The sequence below is a fragment of the Burkholderia sp. FL-7-2-10-S1-D7 genome, from assembly GCF_001524185.1.
GTDB lineage: Bacteria > Pseudomonadota > Gammaproteobacteria > Burkholderiales > Burkholderiaceae > Burkholderia > Burkholderia diffusa.
The window spans coordinates 37,430-55,168 of sequence record NZ_LOWY01000085.1 but is presented as its reverse complement, the minus strand read 5'-3'; the positions used below and the strand labels follow the sequence as shown (position 1 = coordinate 55,168).

Below are 17,739 nucleotides of genomic sequence, written 5' to 3'. Positions count from 1 at the left end.
ATGAATGGCGAGTAACAACGTAGCCCAATTTGCCGCGGAACTGAAAATGCCTGCTGGTGTGCTGCTCGAACAGCTGCAGGCAGCGGGCGTCCAGAAAGCGAGTGAAGACGATGCGCTGTCCGAGGCGGACAAGGCGCGTCTGCTCGATCATTTGCGCAAGTCGCACGGCGCAACCGACGGCGACAAGCGCAAGATCACGCTGACCCGCAAGCATACGTCGGAGATCAAGCAGTCTGACGCGACGGGCAAGGCTCGCACCATTCAGGTCGAGGTCCGCAAGAAGCGTACGTTCGTCAAGCGCGACGACGTGGCCGAGGGTGCGGAGCAGGGTCAGGCGCAGGTCGCCGAAGCGGATGACGATGCGGATCTGAAGCGTCGCGAGGAAGAAGCGCGCCGCGAGGCCGAGCTGCTCGAAAAGCAGGCGCAGGAACTGCGCGAGCGCCAGGAACGCCTCGAGCGCGAGGAAGCCGAGCGCCGTGCCCGCGAGGAAGCGGCCGAAGCCGAGCGCCGCCGTGCCGAGGAAGAAGCAGCAGCGAAGCGCGCCGCGGCCGAAGCCGCAGCGGCACAGCAGGCTGCGGCCCAGCAGGCCGCTGAAGCCAAGCAGGAAGCAACCGGTGCGCCGTCCGCGCAGGACGAAGCACGCGCGGCCGCCGAACGTGCGGCCCAGCGTGAAGCGGCGAAGAAGGCCGAGGACGCTGCCCGCGAGGCAGCCGACAAGGCGCGGGCCGAGCAGGAAGAGATTCGCAAGCGTCGCGAGGCGGCCGAGGCCGAAGCGCGCGCGATCCGCGAAATGATGAACACGCCGCGCAAGGCCGTGGTCAAGGCAGTCGAGCCGCCGAAGCCGGTGGAACCGCCGAAGCCCGCCGAAGCGAAGGGCACGCTGCACAAGCCGGCCAAGCCGGCAGGCGCAGGCGCGCAGGCACGTCCGGCCGTGAAGAAGCCGGCCGGCGCAGCGCCGGCGACGACGCAGGCACCGGCAGGCGCGGGCGACCGCAACAAGAAGCCGGGCGGCGGCAAGGGCGGCTGGCAGGACGACGCGGCCAAGCGCCGCGGCATCAAGACGCGCGGCGATTCGAGCGGTGGCGTCGACCGCGGTTGGCGCGGCGGCCCGAAGGGTCGCGGCCGTCACCAGGACAGCGCATCGACGTTCCAGGCACCGACCGAGCCGATCGTGCGTGAAGTGCACGTGCCGGAAACCATCTCGGTTGCCGATCTTGCGCACAAGATGTCGATCAAGGCCTCCGAAGTCATCAAGGTGATGATGAAGATGGGCCAGATGGTCACGATCAACCAGGTGCTGGACCAGGAAACGGCGATGATCGTCGTCGAGGAACTGGGTCACCGCGCGGTTGCGGCGAAGCTGGACGATCCGGAAGCGCTGCTGGTCGAAGGCGAGACCGGTACCGATGCGGAGCAACTGCCGCGTCCGCCGGTCGTCACCGTGATGGGTCACGTCGACCACGGCAAGACCTCGCTGCTCGACCACATCCGCCGCGCGAAGGTTGCAGCGGGCGAAGCGGGCGGCATTACGCAGCACATCGGCGCATACCACGTCGAAACGCCGCGCGGTGTCATCACGTTCCTCGATACGCCGGGTCACGAGGCGTTCACGGCAATGCGTGCACGCGGCGCGAAGGCGACCGACATCGTCGTGCTGGTGGTGGCTGCCGACGACGGCGTGATGCCGCAGACGAAGGAAGCCATCGCTCACGCGAAGGCGGGTGGCGTGCCGATCGTCGTGGCGATCAACAAGATCGACAAGCCGGAAGCGAACCCGGACCGCGTCAAGCAGGAACTGGTCGCGGAAGGCGTCGTGCCGGAAGAATACGGTGGCGATTCGCCGTTCGTGCCGGTGTCGGCGAAGACGGGTGCCGGTATCGACGACCTGCTCGAGAACGTGCTGCTGCAGGCCGAAGTGCTGGAACTGAAGGCACCGGTCGAGGCCCCGGCCAAGGGCATCGTGATCGAAGCGAAGCTGGACAAGGGCAAGGGCCCGGTCGCGACGATCCTGGTGCAGTCCGGTACGCTGAACCGCGGCGACATCGTGCTGGCAGGCACGGCTTATGGCCGCGTGCGTGCGATGCTCGACGAGAACGGCAAGCCGACGAAGGAAGCCGGCCCGTCGATCCCGGTCGAAATCCAGGGTCTGTCGGAAGTGCCGGGTGCAGGCGAGGAAGTGATCGTGCTGCCGGACGAGCGCAAGGCGCGCGAAATCGCGCTGTTCCGCCAGGGCAAGTTCCGCGACGTCAAGCTGGCGAAGCAGCAGGCCGCGAAGCTGGAAAGCATGCTCGAGCAGATGGGCGAAGGCGAAGTGCAGAACCTGCCGCTCATCATCAAGGCGGACGTGCAGGGCTCGCAGGAAGCACTCGTGCAGTCGCTGCTCAAGCTGTCGACCGACGAAGTGCGCGTGCAGATCGTGCACAGCGCGGTGGGCGGCATCAGCGAAAACGACGTCAACCTCGCGACGGCATCGAAGGCGGTCATCATCGGCTTCAACACGCGTGCGGATGCACAGGCGCGCAAGCTTGCCGAAGCGAACGGTATCGACATTCGCTACTACAACATCATCTACGACGCAGTGGATGAGGTGAAGGCCGCGATGTCGGGCATGCTGGCGCCGGAGAAGCGCGAAGTCGTGACGGGTATGGTCGAGGTGCGCCAGGTGTTCAAGGTGCCGAAGGTCGGTACGGTTGCCGGCTGTATGGTCACCGACGGTATCGTCAAGCGCTCGTCGTCGGTTCGCGTGCTGCGCAACAACGTCGTGATCTTCACGGGCGAACTCGAATCGCTGAAGCGCTTCAAGGACGACGTGAAGGAAGTCAAGCAAGGCTTCGAGTGCGGTATGTCGGTGAAGAACTTCAACGACATCATCGAAGGCGACCAGTTCGAAGTCTTCGAAGTGACTGAAGTCGCACGTACGCTGTAATCATCGCGTATCGGCTCTTGGGCGGGGCAGGCTTGAGCCTGTCCCGCCCATTTTCATGGTGGCGTGCCAACGGCGCGCCGCTTTATCCTGATAAACGGATCACGGATCGATCATGTCCAGGAAACGTACTTCCCCCAATCGCAACGTTCAGATTGCAGACCAGATTCAACGCGATCTGTCCGAACTCATCATGCGCGAGGTCAAGGATCCGCGCATCGGCATCGTGACCATCCAGAGTGTGGAGCTCACGCCGGACTACGCGCACGCGAAGGTCTATTTCACGGCGCTCACCGGCGATCCGGAGAAGACGCAGGAAGCGCTGAACCACGCATCGGGTCACCTGCACAACCTGCTGTTCAAGCGCCTGCACATCCATACGGTGCCGACGCTGCATTTCCATTACGATCAGACGATCGAAAAGGCGGTGGAAATGTCGCGCCTGATCAAGGAAGCCAACTCGACGCGCGCGAAGGACGACGATGAAGCCGACGCGCCTGCGAACGGCGAGTGAGCGCGCGTGCCCCAATGACGACTGCAGCTCCTCAGCGTCCACGCGTGCCGCGGCGCGCGCTGGACGGCGTCCTTCTGCTCGACAAGCCGGTCGGCCTGTCGAGTAACGATGCCCTGATTCGCGCGAAGCGCCTGCTTCTCGCGAAGAAAGCCGGCCATACCGGCACGCTCGATCCGCTGGCCTCGGGGCTGTTGCCGCTGTGCTTCGGCGAGGCGACGAAGTTCTCGCAGGACTTGCTGGAAGCGGACAAGACCTACGAAGCGACGATGCGTCTCGGCGTGCGCACGACCACCGGCGATGCTGAAGGCGACGTGCTCGACACGCGCGCCGTCGAATGCGACCGGACTGCGGTGGAGGCGGCACTCGCTCGCTTTACCGGCGAGATCGTGCAGGTGCCGCCGATGTATTCGGCGCTCAAGCGCGACGGCAAGCCGCTGTACGAATATGCGCGCGCGGGCCAGACCGTCGAACGGGAAGGCCGCAACGTGACGATTCATGCGCTCGACCTGCTGGCCTGCGAACTGCCGGACGTGACGTTTCGCGTGACTTGCAGCAAGGGTACGTATGTGCGTACGCTGGCGGAGGATATCGGTGAAGCGCTCGGCTGCGGCGCGCATCTGACGATGCTGCGTCGCACGGGCGTCGGCGCTCTGACGCTCGAGCATGCGGTGACGCTGGACGCGCTGTCCGACGCCGCCGAAACAGCGCGCGATGCGTGGCTTCAGCCGGTCGACGCGCTGCTGTCGACGTTTCCGCTGGTGCGTCTCGACGAAGCCTGCGCGAAGCGGTTCCTGCATGGCCAGCGTCTGCCGTTGTCGGCGCTCGATCCGATCGACGCGGCAGAAGGCGAGCGGGTGCGCGTGTACGACGCGGTGCGGCTGCTTGGCGTCGCCCGCAGGGCAAACGGCGTGCTGGCGCCTGAACGTCTCGTCGTGACGGCTCAATGATGCACGGCGCGCTGGCGCCCATCGAAACGAAAAAAAGCCCGGTCTCGACCGGGCTTTTTGCTGCGTGAGCGTGTGGGCGCGGGCTGGCTCAGTGGGCAGCCGACGCGGCCGCACCCGCATCGCCGCCGCCCGCGCGTTCGGGCTTCGTGATCCAGATCAGTCCGATCAGCAGCACGAAGATCGCCGCCGAGATGTAGAACAGGTCGTTCACGCCAAGTTGCGCGGCCTGCTGCGTGGCCATGTTGTTGATGAGGCCATGCGCCTGGTCCTGCGTCAGCCCGAGGTTGCCCATCTGCGTGACGGCCTGGTTGAACGTCGGGTTGTACACGTTGGTCTGCTCGACCAGTTGCGCGTGGTGGAAATTGTTCCGGTGGTCCCACGCGGTCTGGAAGATCGACGTGCCGATACCGCCGCACATGATCCGCACGAAGTTCGACAGGCCCGATGCCGCGGGAATGCGGTGGCCGGGCAGGCCGGACAGCGTGATCGACACGAGCGGAATGAAGAAGCCCGCCATCGCGATGCCTTGCACCAGCGTCGGCAACGTCAGCGACCACTCGTCGACGCCGGTCGTGTAACGCGAGCGCATCCAGAAACACAGTGCGAACGTGAGAAACGCGGCGGTCGCGATGTAGCGTGGATCCGTGCGCGGCAGGAACTTGCCGGTAAGCGGCGACAGCAGGATCGCGAACAGTCCGACCGGCGCCATGACCAGGCCTGCGTCGGTTGCCGTGTAGCCGATCTGGGTCTGCAGCCAGAGCGGCAGGAGCACGAGGTTGCCGAAGTAGAGGCCGTAGCCGACCGCGAGCGCGATCGTGCCGCCGGTGAAGTTGCGCATCCGGAACAGCGACAGGTCGACGACCGGGTGTTCGGCGGTCAGCTCCCAGATCACGAAGAACGCGAACGAGATGAGTGCGATCAGCGCGAGCGCGATGATCGTCGTCGACGCGAACCAGTCGAGATCCTTGCCCTTGTCGAGCATGATCTGCAGCGAGCCGACCCACAGCACGAGCAGCGCGAGACCGACGCCGTCGATCGGCGCGCGGCGCACCGTCGATTCGCGAGTCCGATAGATCGACCACGTGGCGAGCGCGGCGGCGATGCCGACCGGGATGTTCACGTAGAAGATCCACGGCCACGAATAGTTGTCCGAGATCCAGCCGCCGAGAATCGGCCCGGCGACCGGCGCGATCAGCGTCGTCATCGACCATAGCGCGAGCGCCATCGGCGCTTTCGCGCGTGGGTAGCTCGACAGCAGCAGCGATTGCGACAGCGGAATCATCGGCCCGGCGACCGCGCCCTGCAGCACGCGCGACGCGAGCAGGAACGGCAGGCTGGGTGCGAGGCCGCACATCCACGACGAGATGACGAACAGGATGATCGACGCGAGGAACAGGCGAACCTGTCCGAACCGGTCGGTCAGCCAGCCCGTGAGCGGCACGGAGATCGCGTTCGCGACCGCGAACGACGTGATGACCCACGTGCCCTGGTCGGACGACACGCCGAGGTCGCCCGAGATGGTCGGGATCGCGACGTTCGCGATGGACGTGTCGAGCACGTTCATGAACACCGCGAGCGATACCGCGATCGTCCCGAGCACGAGTTGCCCGCCTTGCAGCGGCGGGTGGGAGACAGGAGCCTGTGCCATGTCGGTAGTTTTCCGGAGTCGGAACCGTTACATCATCTTGGCGGCGTTGGTCGATTTCGCCGCAGCCGCGGCCGGGGCCGGTGCGTTGCCGCCGGCGTTCGCGGCGATGATGCGCGCGATCTCGGCGTCGGCTTCGTCGCCATACTTCGCGAACACATTCGTCTCGTAGACGGTGTTCTGCGCGTTCGCAAGCTGGTCGCCGCGCTCGTCCTTGATGTCGACGTCGACCTGCATCGACAGGCCGATGCGCAGCGGGTGCTTCTCGAGGTCCTTCGGATCGATCTCGATGCGCACCGGCAGGCGCTGCACGACCTTGATCCAGTTGCCCGTCGCGTTCTGCGCCGGCAGCAGCGAGAACGCCGAGCCCGTGCCGGCCGAGAAGCCGACGACCTTGCCGTGGTAGACCGCCGACGAGCCGTAGATATCGGCCGTCAGCTCGACCGGCTGGCCGACGCGCATGTGCTTGAGCTGGACTTCCTTGAAGTTGGCGTCGACCCACACCGCGTTCAGCGGCACGACCGACATCAGCGGGTTGCCGGGCGACACGCGCTGGCCGACCTGCACCGAGCGCTTCGCGACATAGCCGGTGACCGGCGCGGGCAGCACGTTACGCGCGTTCGCGAGGTATGCGTCGCGAACCTTCGCCGCCGCGGCCAACACGTTCGGGTGCGATGCGATCGTCGTGTTCGCGGTCAGTGCGCGGTTCGATGCGAGCTGCTGTTGCGCCGCGTCGACCGACGCCTGCGCGGCGCGCACCGCGTCGCGTGCATGGGAGATTTCTTCCTGCGATACGGCGCCCGTCTGCGCGACGGCCATCCGGCGGCGCAGGTCGTCCTGCGCCTTCGACAGGTCGGACTGGCGCAGCGCGACTTGCGCACGGTACTGGTCGTCGTTGACGAACAGGCCGCGCACCTGGCGCACCGTCTGCGCGAGGTTCGCCTCGGCCTGCTGCAGCGCGACCTGCGAATCGGCCGGATCGAGGACGACGAGCGGATCGCCGGCCTTGACCGTCTGCGTATCGTCCGCCTTCACGGCGATCACGGTGCCGGTGACCTGCGGCGTGATCTGCACGACGTTGCCATTCACGTATGCGTCGTCGGTCTCTTCATGGAAGCGCGCGACGAGGAAGTAGTACAGGCCGTACGCAATGGCCGCGATCACGATGACCGCGATCAGCAGCGTCATCATCCGCTTGCGCTTCCCGTTGTTCTGCGGCTGGGCGCTGGCGGCATTTTGTTGGGGGTCGCTCATGGCGATTTTCTCCGTCCGTTATTTCGAGTGTCTGCGTAGTGGTGGCGCCGGATCAGTTGGCGGCCTGTTTCGTGTGCTGGTCGGCGTCGGGCGCGGCGAGCCGCGTGCCGGTCGCGTCGAACCCGCCGCCGAGCGCCTTGATCAGCGCGAGCTGCATGTCGCGCCGGCGCATCTTCAGGTTGGTCACGGTCTGTTCCGACGCGAGGCGGTTGCTGTCCGCGGTCAGCACCTGCAGCTGCGGCGACAGGCCGGCCTTGTAGCGGATCACGGCGAGGTCGTACGCGCGCGTCGACGCGTCGAGCGCACGCTGCGCGTCGTCCATCTGGCGATCGACCGCGCGGATCGACGCGACCTGGGTGGCGACGTCATTCAGCGCGTTGATCAGCGTCTGGTTGTAGTTGGCGACCGACAGGTCGAAGTCCGCATAGCGGCCCTTGAGTTGCGCGCGCAATGCGCCGGCATCGAAGATCGGCAGATGGATGGCCGGGCCGAACTGCGCCTGGCGGCTCGCGAAGTTCAGGAATTTGCCCCAGCCGAACGCATCGAAGCCGAAGCCTGCCGCGAGGTTCACGTCCGGGAAGAACTCGGCCTTCGCCTCCTTCACGTCGTGCATCGCGGCCTCGACCTGCCAGCGCGCGGCGACGATGTCGGGACGGCGCGACACGAGGTCGGCCGGCAGGTTGCCGGGCAGTGCGATTTCGCCTGTCGGGTTCATCACCGGCGCGGCGATCTGCAGCCCGCGGTCCGGCCCCTTGCCGAGCAGCGCGGCGAGTTGGTAGCGCACGGTCGTGATCTGGCCGTCGAGGTCGGACAGCGACGCCTGGGTCGTCGCGATGTTGCCGCGCGCGGTCTGGCGTTCCACGTTGGTGTCGAGGCCGGCCGACACGCGGCCGTCGGTGATCTTGCCGACCGTCTGGCGGTTGGTGATCTCGCGTTGCGCGATGTCGCGCAGCGCATACAGTTGCGCAAGCGAGTTGTAGGTGCGGGCGACCGACGATGCGAGCGTGATGCGCGCCTGCTGCATGTCGGCTTCGGCGGCTTTTTCCTGCGACACGGCCGTATGCAGGCGCTCGCGGTTCTTGCCCCACAGGTCGAGATCCCACGACGCGCTCGCGAGCGCGTTGTTCTCGCTGTACCACTGGCCGCCGTACGGGGGCGGAAACAGTGCGTTCGACGAATACAGCTCACGCGTCCACGAGTAGCTGGCTTCGGCCTTCGGCATCAGGTTCGAGCGCGACGATTCGATGTACGACGACGCCTTCGCGATGCGCGCCTGTGCCTGCGCGATCGACGGGCTGCCCTGGAGCGCCTCGTCGATCAGTTTCGGCAGCTGCGGATCGCCGAACTGGTTTGCCCAGTCGAGCGCCGGCCACTTGCCGCCCTGGGCGGGCAGGCTCTGGGCGGTTTCGAATTGCGACGCGGGAGCGATCTGCTTGTCGCTCTTGATGCCGATGTAGTTTGCGCAGCCCGCCAGCGCCAGCGCGGCGACCGCAGCGGCGACGGCGGCGCGGCACGACCCGGCGCGCAGGGACAACGGGGAGGGTTTCATCGCGCTGTTTTCTGACTCGGAATGAATGATGGACACTGCAAGGATTTCCTTACATTAATCTGTCAAAAGTAATTGTTATGGCAACTATTACGTGATGGTGCCGCCGGCCGTCTCGCAATAGTTGCTGAGAATGCGGCGCAGCATGCTCTTCAGGAAACCGACTTCTTCCGGCGTAAACCCGTCGAGCAGTTCGTCGAGCACGCTGCGAAACACCGGCGGCAGCCGCTCGGCCAGCGCGCGGCCTTCGTCGGTCAGCTCGAGGCGCACGACCCGCCGATCCTCGATGCTGCGCACACGGGACAGCAGGCCGCGCTTCTCGACCCGATCGAGCAGGCGCGTGACCGCGCTCGCGTCGATCCCGTATTCCCGGGCGAGCTCGGCGGCCGTCGAGCATTTGCCGACCGCGATCATGAACAGCATGCTCGCCTGCGTGCCCGTGATGCCGAGCTCTTCCTGCGTGCGCTGCGTGACGAGGTTGGTCATCACGGATTTCACGCGCGACATCAGATAACCGACGCTGTCGTTCATCTGATACGAAGACAGCGGCGAAACAGGCGATTGGGAAGGAGAATCCGACATAAAACTCTGAAGCTGCAATAGTTGACTAGGCAGCAGTATAGGCACAATTGCTTGCCGCGGCAAATGTTAATCGAACAGGTGAGGGCGCGCTCCGTGCCCCAAAATTCCCTTGTCGACGTCAGGGTTTTCGGCGTGCCGCCGGGCCCGTTGGTCGCGAGCGGGGCGGCGGCAGAGTCGGGCGTTTGTTGCGCTGCAACGAACAGCCCGGCTCTCGCCACTCTCACGTGCTATAATTTGTGGTTTCCAAGCTGCAACGCGCGCGCACGTGTCCCGGTGACTGACGAGCGTGCGCGTTTGCGCGTTCAACGATTTCCAGGTTTCTATGACCCGCGCCCTTCGCAACATCGCCATCATCGCTCACGTCGACCACGGCAAGACCACGCTCGTCGACCAACTGCTCCGCCAGTCCGGCACTTTCCGCGAGAACCAGCAGATCGCCGAGCGAGTGATGGACTCGAACGACATCGAAAAAGAGCGCGGGATCACGATTCTCGCGAAGAACTGCGCGGTCGAATATGAAGGCACGCACATCAACATCGTCGATACGCCGGGGCACGCGGACTTCGGTGGCGAGGTGGAGCGCGTGCTGTCGATGGTCGACTCGGTGCTGCTGCTCGTCGACGCCGTCGAGGGCCCGATGCCGCAAACGCGCTTCGTCACGAAGAAGGCGCTCGCGCTCGGCCTGAAGCCGATCGTCGTCATCAACAAGATCGACCGTCCGGGCGCGCGGATCGACTGGGTCATCAACCAGACGTTCGACCTGTTCGACAAGCTCGGCGCGACCGAAGAGCAGCTCGACTTCCCGATCGTCTACGCATCGGGCCTCAACGGCTACGCGTCGCTCGATCCGGCGACCCGCGAAGGCGACATGCGTCCGCTGTTCGAGGCGATTCTCGCGCACGTGCCGGTTCGCCCGGCCGATCCGGAAGCGCCGCTGCAGCTCCAGATCACGTCGCTCGACTATTCGACGTACGTCGGCCGGATCGGCGTCGGCCGCATCACGCGCGGCCGCATCAAGCCGGGTCAACCGGTCGTGATGCGCTTCGGTCCGGAAGGCGACGTGCTGAACCGCAAGATCAACCAGGTGCTGTCGTTCAAGGGCCTCGAGCGCGTGCAGGTCGAGTCGGCGGAAGCCGGCGACATCGTGCTGATCAACGGTATCGAAGACGTCGGCATCGGCGCGACGATCTGCGCGGTCGATACGCCGGAAGCGCTGCCGATGATCACCGTTGACGAGCCGACGCTGACGATGAACTTCCTCGTCAACTCGTCGCCGCTGGCCGGCCGCGAAGGCAAGTTCGTGACGAGCCGCCAGATCCGCGATCGTCTGATGAAGGAACTGAATCACAACGTCGCGCTGCGCGTGAAGGACACGGGCGACGAAACGGTGTTCGAAGTGTCGGGCCGCGGCGAACTGCACCTGACGATTCTCGTCGAGAACATGCGCCGTGAAGGCTATGAGCTGGCCGTGTCGCGTCCGCGCGTCGTGATGCAGGAAATCGACGGCGTGCGGCACGAGCCGTACGAGCTGCTGACCGTCGACGTCGAGGACGAGCATCAGGGCGGCGTGATGGAAGAGCTTGGTCGCCGCAAGGGCGAAATGCTCGACATGGCATCGGACGGCCGCGGCCGCACGCGCCTGGAGTACAAGATCTCGGCGCGCGGCCTGATCGGCTTCCAGAGCGAATTCCTGACGCTTACGCGCGGCACGGGCCTGATGAGTCACATCTTCGACTCGTACGCGCCGGTCAAGGACGGTTCGGTCTTCGAGCGCCGCAATGGCGTGCTGATCTCGCAGGACGACGGCGCTGCCGTGGCCTACGCACTGTGGAAGCTGCAGGATCGCGGCCGCATGTTCGTGAAGCCGGGCGACGCGCTGTATGAGGGCATGATCATCGGCATCCACAGCCGCGACAACGACCTCGTCGTCAACCCGATCAAGGGCAAGCAGCTGACCAACGTGCGTGCGTCGGGTACCGACGAAGCCGTGCGTCTCGTGCCGCCGGTCCAGATGTCGCTCGAATACGCGGTCGAATTCATCGACGACGACGAGCTCGTGGAAGTGACGCCGCAGTCGATCCGTCTGCGCAAGCGCTTCCTGAAGGAGCACGAGCGTCGCCGCGCGAGCCGCGAAGGCGCGGTCGACTAAGTATCGGCTGTTCCCGTGCATGACGAAAAGGCTGCCCTTTTGGGCGGCCTTTTTTGCATTTGCGCAGGGTGCAATCGGGCGGGTTGCAAAACACTGTTCCCGCGCGTCGTGGCAATCCGGAGAAACACCGCCACGCGGTGCTTTCAGGCACATTTCGCCGTGAACTCCGGTATCGGTTCTGTGATATGCTGCGCGCACGCAAGTTTTAGGTCCTTCCAAGCAAGACTTGATTCGCAATCCGCTAAACGGTCAGGCCGTGTCGCGGAAGGTTGAGCAACCCGCTATTTCTCGAGAAGCTCGAAGAAAGGTGAGCGTAAAATGTCAGATGTAATGAAGCAGTTTCAGCTGAACTCCTATCTGTTCGGCGGCAATGCTTCGTACGTTGAAGAACTGTACGATGCATACCTCAACAATCCGGCGTCGGTGCCGGAGAATTGGCGAGAGTATTTCGACGCGCTGCAGAACGTGCCTGCAACCGACGGCTCGAATGCCAATGACGTCGCTCATTTCCCGATCGTCGAATCGTTTGCCGAGCGTGCGAAGGCCAATGCCTTCATCCCGCGCGAAAGCACGAGCAATCTGGCGACCGCACGCAAGCAGGTCCACGTCCAGTCCCTCATCAGCGCATATCGCTTCCTCGGCTCGCAATGGGCCAATCTGGATCCGCTGAAGCGTCGCGAACGTCCCGCCATCCCCGAACTCGAACCTGCGTTCTACGACTTCTCCGAAGGCGACCTCGACCAGACGTACAGCGCGAGCAACCTGTATTTCGGTTTCGACCAGGCTTCGCTGCGCGACATCGTCAAGGGCCTGCGTGACACGTATTGCGGCACGATCGGCGCCGAATACATGTACATCAGCGATCCGGAGCAGAAGCGCTGGTGGCAGGAGCGCCTGGAATCGATCCGCGCGACGCCGTCCTTCTCGGTCGACAAGAAGAAGCACATCCTGAATCGCCTGACGGCAGCGGAAGGCCTCGAGCGCTATCTGCACACCAAGTACGTCGGCCAGAAGCGCTTCTCGCTCGAAGGCGGCGAAAGCTTCATCGCGGCGATGGACGAAGTCGTCCAGCATGCGGGCAAGCGCGGCGTGCAGGAAATCATCATCGGCATGGCCCACCGCGGCCGTCTGAACGTGCTGGTCAACACGCTGGGCAAGATGCCGGCCGACCTGTTCGCCGAATTCGAAGGCAAGCACGTCGACGACCTGCCGGCAGGTGACGTGAAGTACCACAAGGGCTTCTCGTCGGACGTGTCGACGGAAGGCGGCCCGGTCCACCTGTCGCTCGCGTTCAACCCGTCGCACCTCGAAATCGTGAACCCGGTGGTCGAAGGTTCGGCGAAGGCACGGATGGATCGTCGCGGCGACGAAGACGGCCTGCAGGTGCTGCCGGTTCAGATCCACGGTGACGCGGCCTTCGCTGGCCAGGGTGTCGTGATGGAAACGCTGAACCTCGCGCAGACGCGCGGTTACGGCACGCACGGCACGCTGCACATCGTCATCAACAACCAGATCGGCTTCACGACGTCCGACCCGCGCGACGCGCGCTCGACGCTGTACTGTACCGACGTGGTCAAGATGATCGAAGCGCCGGTGCTGCACGTGAACGGTGACGATCCGGAAGCCGTGGTGCTCGCGACCCAGATCGCGATCGACTACCGGATGCAGTTCCACAAGGATGTCGTGATCGACATCGTCTGCTTCCGCAAGCTGGGTCACAACGAGCAGGACACGCCGGCGGTCACGCAGCCGCTGATGTACAAGAAGATCGCGCAGCACCCGGGCACCCGTGCGCTGTACGCCGAGAAGCTCGTGCAGCAGGGCGTGATCACCGCGGAAGACGCCGACAACTACGTGAAGGCGTACCGCAAGGCGATGGACGACGGCCACCACACCGTCGATCCGGTTCTGTCGAACTACAAGAGCAAGTACGCGGTCGACTGGGTTCCGTTCCTGAACCGCAAGTGGACGGATGCAGCCGATACGGCCGTGCCGCTCGCCGAACTGAAGCGCCTCGGCGAACGCATCACGACGGTCCCGGAAAACTTCAAGGTCCACCCGCTCGTCGAGCGCGTGATCAACGACCGCCGCAACATGGCGCGCGGCGACCAGCCGCTCGACTGGGGCATGGGCGAACACCTCGCATTCGCGTCGCTCGTCGCATCGGGCTACTCGGTGCGCCTGACGGGCCAGGACTCGGGCCGCGGCACGTTCACGCACCGTCACGCGGTGCTGCACGACCAGAACCGCGAGCGCTGGAACGACGGCACGTACGTGCCGCTGCAGAACATCGCCGACGGTCAGGCGAAGTTCACGGTGATCGACTCGGTGCTGTCGGAAGAAGCGGTGCTGGGCTTCGAATACGGTTACTCGACCGCCGAGCCGAACACGCTCGTGCTGTGGGAAGCCCAGTTCGGCGACTTCGTCAACGGCGCGCAGGTCGTGATCGACCAGTTCATCTCGTCGGGCGAAGTGAAGTGGGGTCGCGTGTCGGGTCTCACGATGCTGCTGCCGCACGGCTACGAAGGCCAGGGTCCGGAACACTCGTCGACGCGTATCGAGCGTTTCCTGCAGCTGTGTGCCGATCACAACATGCAGGTCGTTCAACCGACGACGCCGGCGCAGATTTTCCACCTGCTGCGTCGCCAGATGATCCGTCTGTTCCGCAAGCCGCTGATCGTCGCAACGCCGAAGTCGCTGCTGCGCCACAAGGAGGCGGTGTCGGACCTGTCGGAACTCGCGAAGGGTTCGTTCCAGCCGGTGATCGGCGAAACCGACGGCGGCATCGACGCGAAGAAGGTCAAGCGCGTGCTGGTGTGCTCGGGCCGCGTGTACTACGACCTCGTCGCGCATCGCCGCGAAGCGAAGGCGAACGACATCGCGATCATCCGTATCGAGCAGCTGTATCCGTTCGCGCACAAGCAGTTCGAAGCCGAAATGAAGAAGTACGAGAACGCGACTGAAGTGGTCTGGGTGCAGGACGAGCCGCAGAACCAGGGCCCCTGGTTCTACGTCGAGCACCACCTGAAGGAAGGCATGAAGGAAGGGCAGAAGCTGGCATACAGCGGCCGTCCGGCTTCGGCCTCGCCGGCGGTTGGCTACTACGCGAAGCACTACGAGCAGCAGAAGGCCCTCATCGAAGGTGCGTTCGGCCGCCTGAAGAGCGCATCGATCGCGAAATAACCGACGTCAAGCGAAACGGGAAGGCGCGCTGCGCTTTCCCGTGTCTTTTGGCCCGCCGGGCGCGTCGCGCGCCGCACCGGCCGAAGGAATCGCACGAACCTCGTCATTACCCAGATTAAGCATCCAGGAAAATCACATGGCTATCGTAGAAGTCAAAGTCCCCCAGCTTTCGGAGTCGGTTTCGGAAGCCACCATGCTGCAGTGGAAGAAGAAGCCGGGCGAAGCAGTCGCGCAGGACGAAATCCTGATCGAACTCGAGACCGACAAGGTCGTGCTCGAAGTGCCGGCGCCGGCCGCGGGCGTGCTCGCGCAAGTGCTGCAGAACGACGGTGACACGGTCGTCGCCGACCAGATCATCGCGACGATCGACACCGAAGCGAAGGCAGGTGCTGCCGAAGCAGCGGCAGGCGCCGCCGAAGTCAAGCCGGCAGCAGCCCCCGCTGCAGCCGCACCGGCAGCGCAGCCGGCTGCCGCAGTTGCATTGAGCTCGGCCGCTGCATCGCCGGCCGCAGCGAAGCTGCTGGCCGAGAAGGGCCTGTCGGCAGGCGACGTCGCAGGTTCGGGCCGCGACGGCCGCGTCACGAAGGGCGACGCGCTGGCCGCAGGCAGCGCACCGAAGGCTGCTCCGGCCGCCGCACCGGCGAAGACCGCCGCTGCAAAGCCGTCGCTGCCGGAAGTGAAGGTGCCGGCGTCGGCCGCGACGTGGCTGAACGACCGTCCGGAACAGCGCGTGCCGATGTCGCGCCTGCGTGCGCGTATCGCCGAGCGTCTGCTCGAGTCGCAGCAGACCAACGCAATCCTGACGACGTTCAACGAAGTCAACATGGCTCCGGTCATGGAGCTGCGCAACAAGTACAAGGACAAGTTCGAGAAGGAACATGGCGTGAAGCTCGGCTTCATGTCGTTCTTCGTGAAGGCGGCCGTGCATGCGCTGAAGAAGTTCCCGCTCGTGAACGCGTCGATCGACGGTAACGATATCGTCTACCACGGCTACTTCGACATCGGTATCGCCGTCGGCTCGCCGCGCGGCCTCGTGGTGCCGATCCTGCGCAATGCCGATCAACTGAGCCTCGCGGACATCGAGAAGAAGATTGCCGAATTCGGTCAGAAGGCGAAGGACGGCAAGCTGTCGATCGAGGAAATGACGGGCGGTACGTTCTCGATCTCGAACGGCGGTGTGTTCGGCTCGATGCTGTCGACGCCGATCATCAACCCGCCGCAGTCGGCCATCCTCGGCGTGCACGCGACGAAGGAGCGCCCGGTCGTCGAAAACGGCCAGATCGTGATCCGTCCGATCAACTACCTGGCACTGTCGTACGACCACCGCATCATCGACGGCCGCGAAGCCGTCCTGTCGCTCGTCGCGATGAAGGATGCGCTGGAAGATCCGGCACGCCTGCTGCTCGACCTGTAAGCCGAGTCTCACTGCATTGACCCGCTCCGCACGGTCGCGTACACGCGCGACCGTGCGGGCGTACAAGTAGAAAGGATTGTCATGTCCAAGGAATTTGACGTCGTCGTGATCGGCGCCGGCCCCGGCGGCTACATCGCCGCGATTCGCGCTGCGCAGCTCGGCAAGACCGTTGCCTGTATCGAGAAGTGGAAGAACCCGGCCGGCGCGCTGAAGCTCGGCGGCACCTGCCTGAACGTCGGCTGCATCCCGTCGAAGGCGCTGCTCGCTTCGTCGGAAGAGTTCGAGAACACGTCGCATCACCTGGCCGACCACGGCATCACGGTCGACGGCGTGAAGATCGACGTCGCGAAGATGCTCGGCCGCAAGGATGCGATCGTCGAGAAGATGACGAGCGGGATCGAGTTCCTGTTCAAGAAGAACAAGATCACCTGGCTGAAGGGCCATGGCAAGTTCACCGGCAAGACCGACGCCGGCGTGCAGATCGAAGTGAGCGGCGAGGGTGAAGCCGAAGTCGTCACCGCGAAGAACGTGATCATCGCGACGGGCTCGAAGGCGCGTCACCTGCCGGGCATCCCGGTCGACAACAAGATCGTGTCGGACAACGAAGGTGCGCTGACGTTCGACTCGGTGCCGAAGAAGCTCGCCGTGATCGGCGCAGGCGTGATCGGCCTCGAACTCGGCTCGGTGTGGCGTCGCCTGGGCGCCGAAGTGACGGTGCTCGAAGCGCTGCCGGCGTTCCTCGGCGCAGCTGACGAAGCGCTCGCGAAGGAAGCGGCCAAGCTGTTCAAGAAGCAAGGCCTCGACATCCATCTCGGCGTGAAGATCGGTGACGTGAAGACGACCGCGGACGGCGTGTCGATCGCCTACACGGACAAGGACGGCAACGCGCAGACGCTCGACGCCGACCGCCTGATCGTGTCGGTCGGCCGCGTACCGAACACCGACAACCTCGGCCTCGAGGCGATCGGCCTGAAGGCGAACGAGCGCGGTTTCATCGACGTGGACGACCACTGCCGTACCGCGGTGCCGAACGTCTATGCGATCGGCGACGTGGTGCGTGGCCCGATGCTCGCGCACAAGGCGGAAGACGAAGGCGTGCTGGTCGCGGAAGTGATCGACGGCCAGAAGCCGCACATCGACTACAACTGCATTCCGTGGGTGATCTACACGTACCCGGAAATCGCGTGGGTCGGCAAGACGGAGCAGCAGCTGAAGGCGGAAGGCCGCGAGATCAAGTCGGGCAAGTTCCCGTTCTCGATCAACGGCCGCGCGCTCGGCATGAACGCACCGGACGGCTTCGTGAAGATGATCGCGGACGCGAAGACCGACGAACTGCTCGGCGTGCACGTGATCGGCGCGAACGCGTCGGACCTGATCGCGGAAGCCGTGGTGGCGATGGAATTCAAGGCGGCGTCGGAAGACATCGCCCGCATCTGCCATCCGCACCCGTCGATGTCGGAAGTGATGCGCGAAGCGGCGCTCGCCGTCGACAAGCGCTCGCTGAACAGCTGAGCACGGTGTAGCGCCTGCCGGCCATCGGCCGGCACAGCCGTCTCATGACGAAGGCGGGCGGGGTTTCCCG

11 protein-coding genes are annotated in these 17,739 nt (G+C 64.8%); 7 read left to right on the top strand and 4 right to left on the bottom strand.

What is annotated here, in order from left to right:
- Positions 1 to 4 precede the first annotated feature (4 nt).
- From infB to truB, 3 genes are all read left to right on the top strand, one after another.
- A complete protein-coding gene (infB, locus tag WS75_RS25440) occupies positions 5 to 2,926 on the top strand; it encodes a translation initiation factor IF-2 (protein WP_059684475.1) in 2,922 nt (973 codons plus the stop codon).
- 190 nt (positions 2,927 to 3,116) lie between these two features.
- Complete coding sequence (rbfA, locus tag WS75_RS25435) at positions 3,117 to 3,437, top strand: 30S ribosome-binding factor RbfA (protein WP_373558515.1); 321 nt, start codon at positions 3,117 to 3,119, stop codon at positions 3,435 to 3,437.
- Positions 3,438 to 3,451: 14 nt separating this feature from the next.
- The gene (gene truB / locus WS75_RS25430; protein WP_059684469.1) at positions 3,452 to 4,384 is read left to right on the top strand and encodes a tRNA pseudouridine(55) synthase TruB; all 933 of its coding nucleotides are present in this window, start codon (positions 3,452 to 3,454) and stop codon (positions 4,382 to 4,384) included.
- An 88-nt stretch (positions 4,385 to 4,472) separates the two neighbouring features.
- Here truB and WS75_RS25425 read toward each other — a convergent pair whose 3' ends face one another.
- The 4 genes from WS75_RS25425 to WS75_RS25410 all read right to left on the bottom strand — a co-directional run bounded on the left by WS75_RS25425 (position 4,473) and on the right by WS75_RS25410 (position 9,411).
- Positions 4,473 to 6,032 carry a DHA2 family efflux MFS transporter permease subunit gene (locus tag WS75_RS25425; protein ID WP_059684466.1) on the bottom strand — a complete coding sequence of 520 codons (1,560 nt, stop codon included), beginning with the start codon at positions 6,030 to 6,032 and terminating at the stop codon, positions 4,473 to 4,475.
- Positions 6,033 to 6,059: 27 nt separating this feature from the next.
- Positions 6,060 to 7,283 (bottom strand): HlyD family secretion protein, encoded by a 1,224-nt coding sequence (locus WS75_RS25420; protein WP_059684464.1) that lies wholly within the window; start codon positions 7,281 to 7,283, stop codon positions 6,060 to 6,062.
- Positions 7,284 to 7,335: 52 nt separating this feature from the next.
- Positions 7,336 to 8,832, bottom strand: coding sequence for an efflux transporter outer membrane subunit (locus WS75_RS25415; RefSeq protein WP_059684460.1), 1,497 nt, complete (start codon positions 8,830 to 8,832; stop codon positions 7,336 to 7,338).
- An 87-nt stretch (positions 8,833 to 8,919) separates the two neighbouring features.
- Complete coding sequence (locus WS75_RS25410) at positions 8,920 to 9,411, bottom strand: MarR family winged helix-turn-helix transcriptional regulator (RefSeq protein ID WP_059608556.1); 492 nt, start codon at positions 9,409 to 9,411, stop codon at positions 8,920 to 8,922.
- Positions 9,412 to 9,733: 322 nt separating this feature from the next.
- Here WS75_RS25410 and typA point away from each other — a divergent pair, with 322 nt between their 5' ends.
- The 4 genes from typA (at position 9,734) to lpdA (ending at position 17,669) form a co-directional block, all read left to right on the top strand.
- Positions 9,734 to 11,560, top strand: a complete 1,827-nt coding sequence (gene typA, locus WS75_RS25405) for a translational GTPase TypA (RefSeq protein WP_059467636.1) — start codon at positions 9,734 to 9,736, stop codon at positions 11,558 to 11,560.
- A gap of 318 nt (positions 11,561 to 11,878) precedes the next feature.
- On the top strand, positions 11,879 to 14,743 hold the full coding sequence (locus tag WS75_RS25400) for a 2-oxoglutarate dehydrogenase E1 component (protein WP_059684458.1): 2,865 nt from the start codon (positions 11,879 to 11,881) through the stop codon (positions 14,741 to 14,743).
- Positions 14,744 to 14,879: 136 nt separating this feature from the next.
- Positions 14,880 to 16,157, top strand: coding sequence for a 2-oxoglutarate dehydrogenase complex dihydrolipoyllysine-residue succinyltransferase (gene odhB / locus WS75_RS25395; RefSeq protein WP_059684455.1), 1,278 nt, complete (start codon positions 14,880 to 14,882; stop codon positions 16,155 to 16,157).
- 81 nt (positions 16,158 to 16,238) lie between these two features.
- Entirely contained in the window at positions 16,239 to 17,669 is a 1,431-nt protein-coding gene (gene lpdA / locus WS75_RS25390; protein WP_059684452.1) for a dihydrolipoyl dehydrogenase, read from the top strand.
- Positions 17,670 to 17,739 lie beyond the last annotated feature (70 nt).

Bases quoted from the DNA above. Each gene is read 5' to 3' on its own strand.
- infB (WP_059684475.1), top strand. From the start codon at position 5: ATGGCGAGTAACAACGTAGCCCAATTTGCCGCGGAACTGAAAATGCCT.
- rbfA (WP_373558515.1), top strand. From the start codon at position 3,117: ATGCGCGAGGTCAAGGATCCGCGCATCGGCATCGTGACCATCCAGAGT.
- truB (WP_059684469.1), top strand. From the start codon at position 3,452: ATGACGACTGCAGCTCCTCAGCGTCCACGCGTGCCGCGGCGCGCGCTG.
- WS75_RS25425 (WP_059684466.1), bottom strand. From the start codon at position 6,032: ATGGCACAGGCTCCTGTCTCCCACCCGCCGCTGCAAGGCGGGCAACTC.
- WS75_RS25420 (WP_059684464.1), bottom strand. From the start codon at position 7,283: ATGAGCGACCCCCAACAAAATGCCGCCAGCGCCCAGCCGCAGAACAAC.
- WS75_RS25415 (WP_059684460.1), bottom strand. From the start codon at position 8,832: ATGAAACCCTCCCCGTTGTCCCTGCGCGCCGGGTCGTGCCGCGCCGCC.
- WS75_RS25410 (WP_059608556.1), bottom strand. From the start codon at position 9,411: ATGTCGGATTCTCCTTCCCAATCGCCTGTTTCGCCGCTGTCTTCGTAT.
- typA (WP_059467636.1), top strand. From the start codon at position 9,734: ATGACCCGCGCCCTTCGCAACATCGCCATCATCGCTCACGTCGACCAC.
- WS75_RS25400 (WP_059684458.1), top strand. From the start codon at position 11,879: ATGTCAGATGTAATGAAGCAGTTTCAGCTGAACTCCTATCTGTTCGGC.
- odhB (WP_059684455.1), top strand. From the start codon at position 14,880: ATGGCTATCGTAGAAGTCAAAGTCCCCCAGCTTTCGGAGTCGGTTTCG.
- lpdA (WP_059684452.1), top strand. From the start codon at position 16,239: ATGTCCAAGGAATTTGACGTCGTCGTGATCGGCGCCGGCCCCGGCGGC.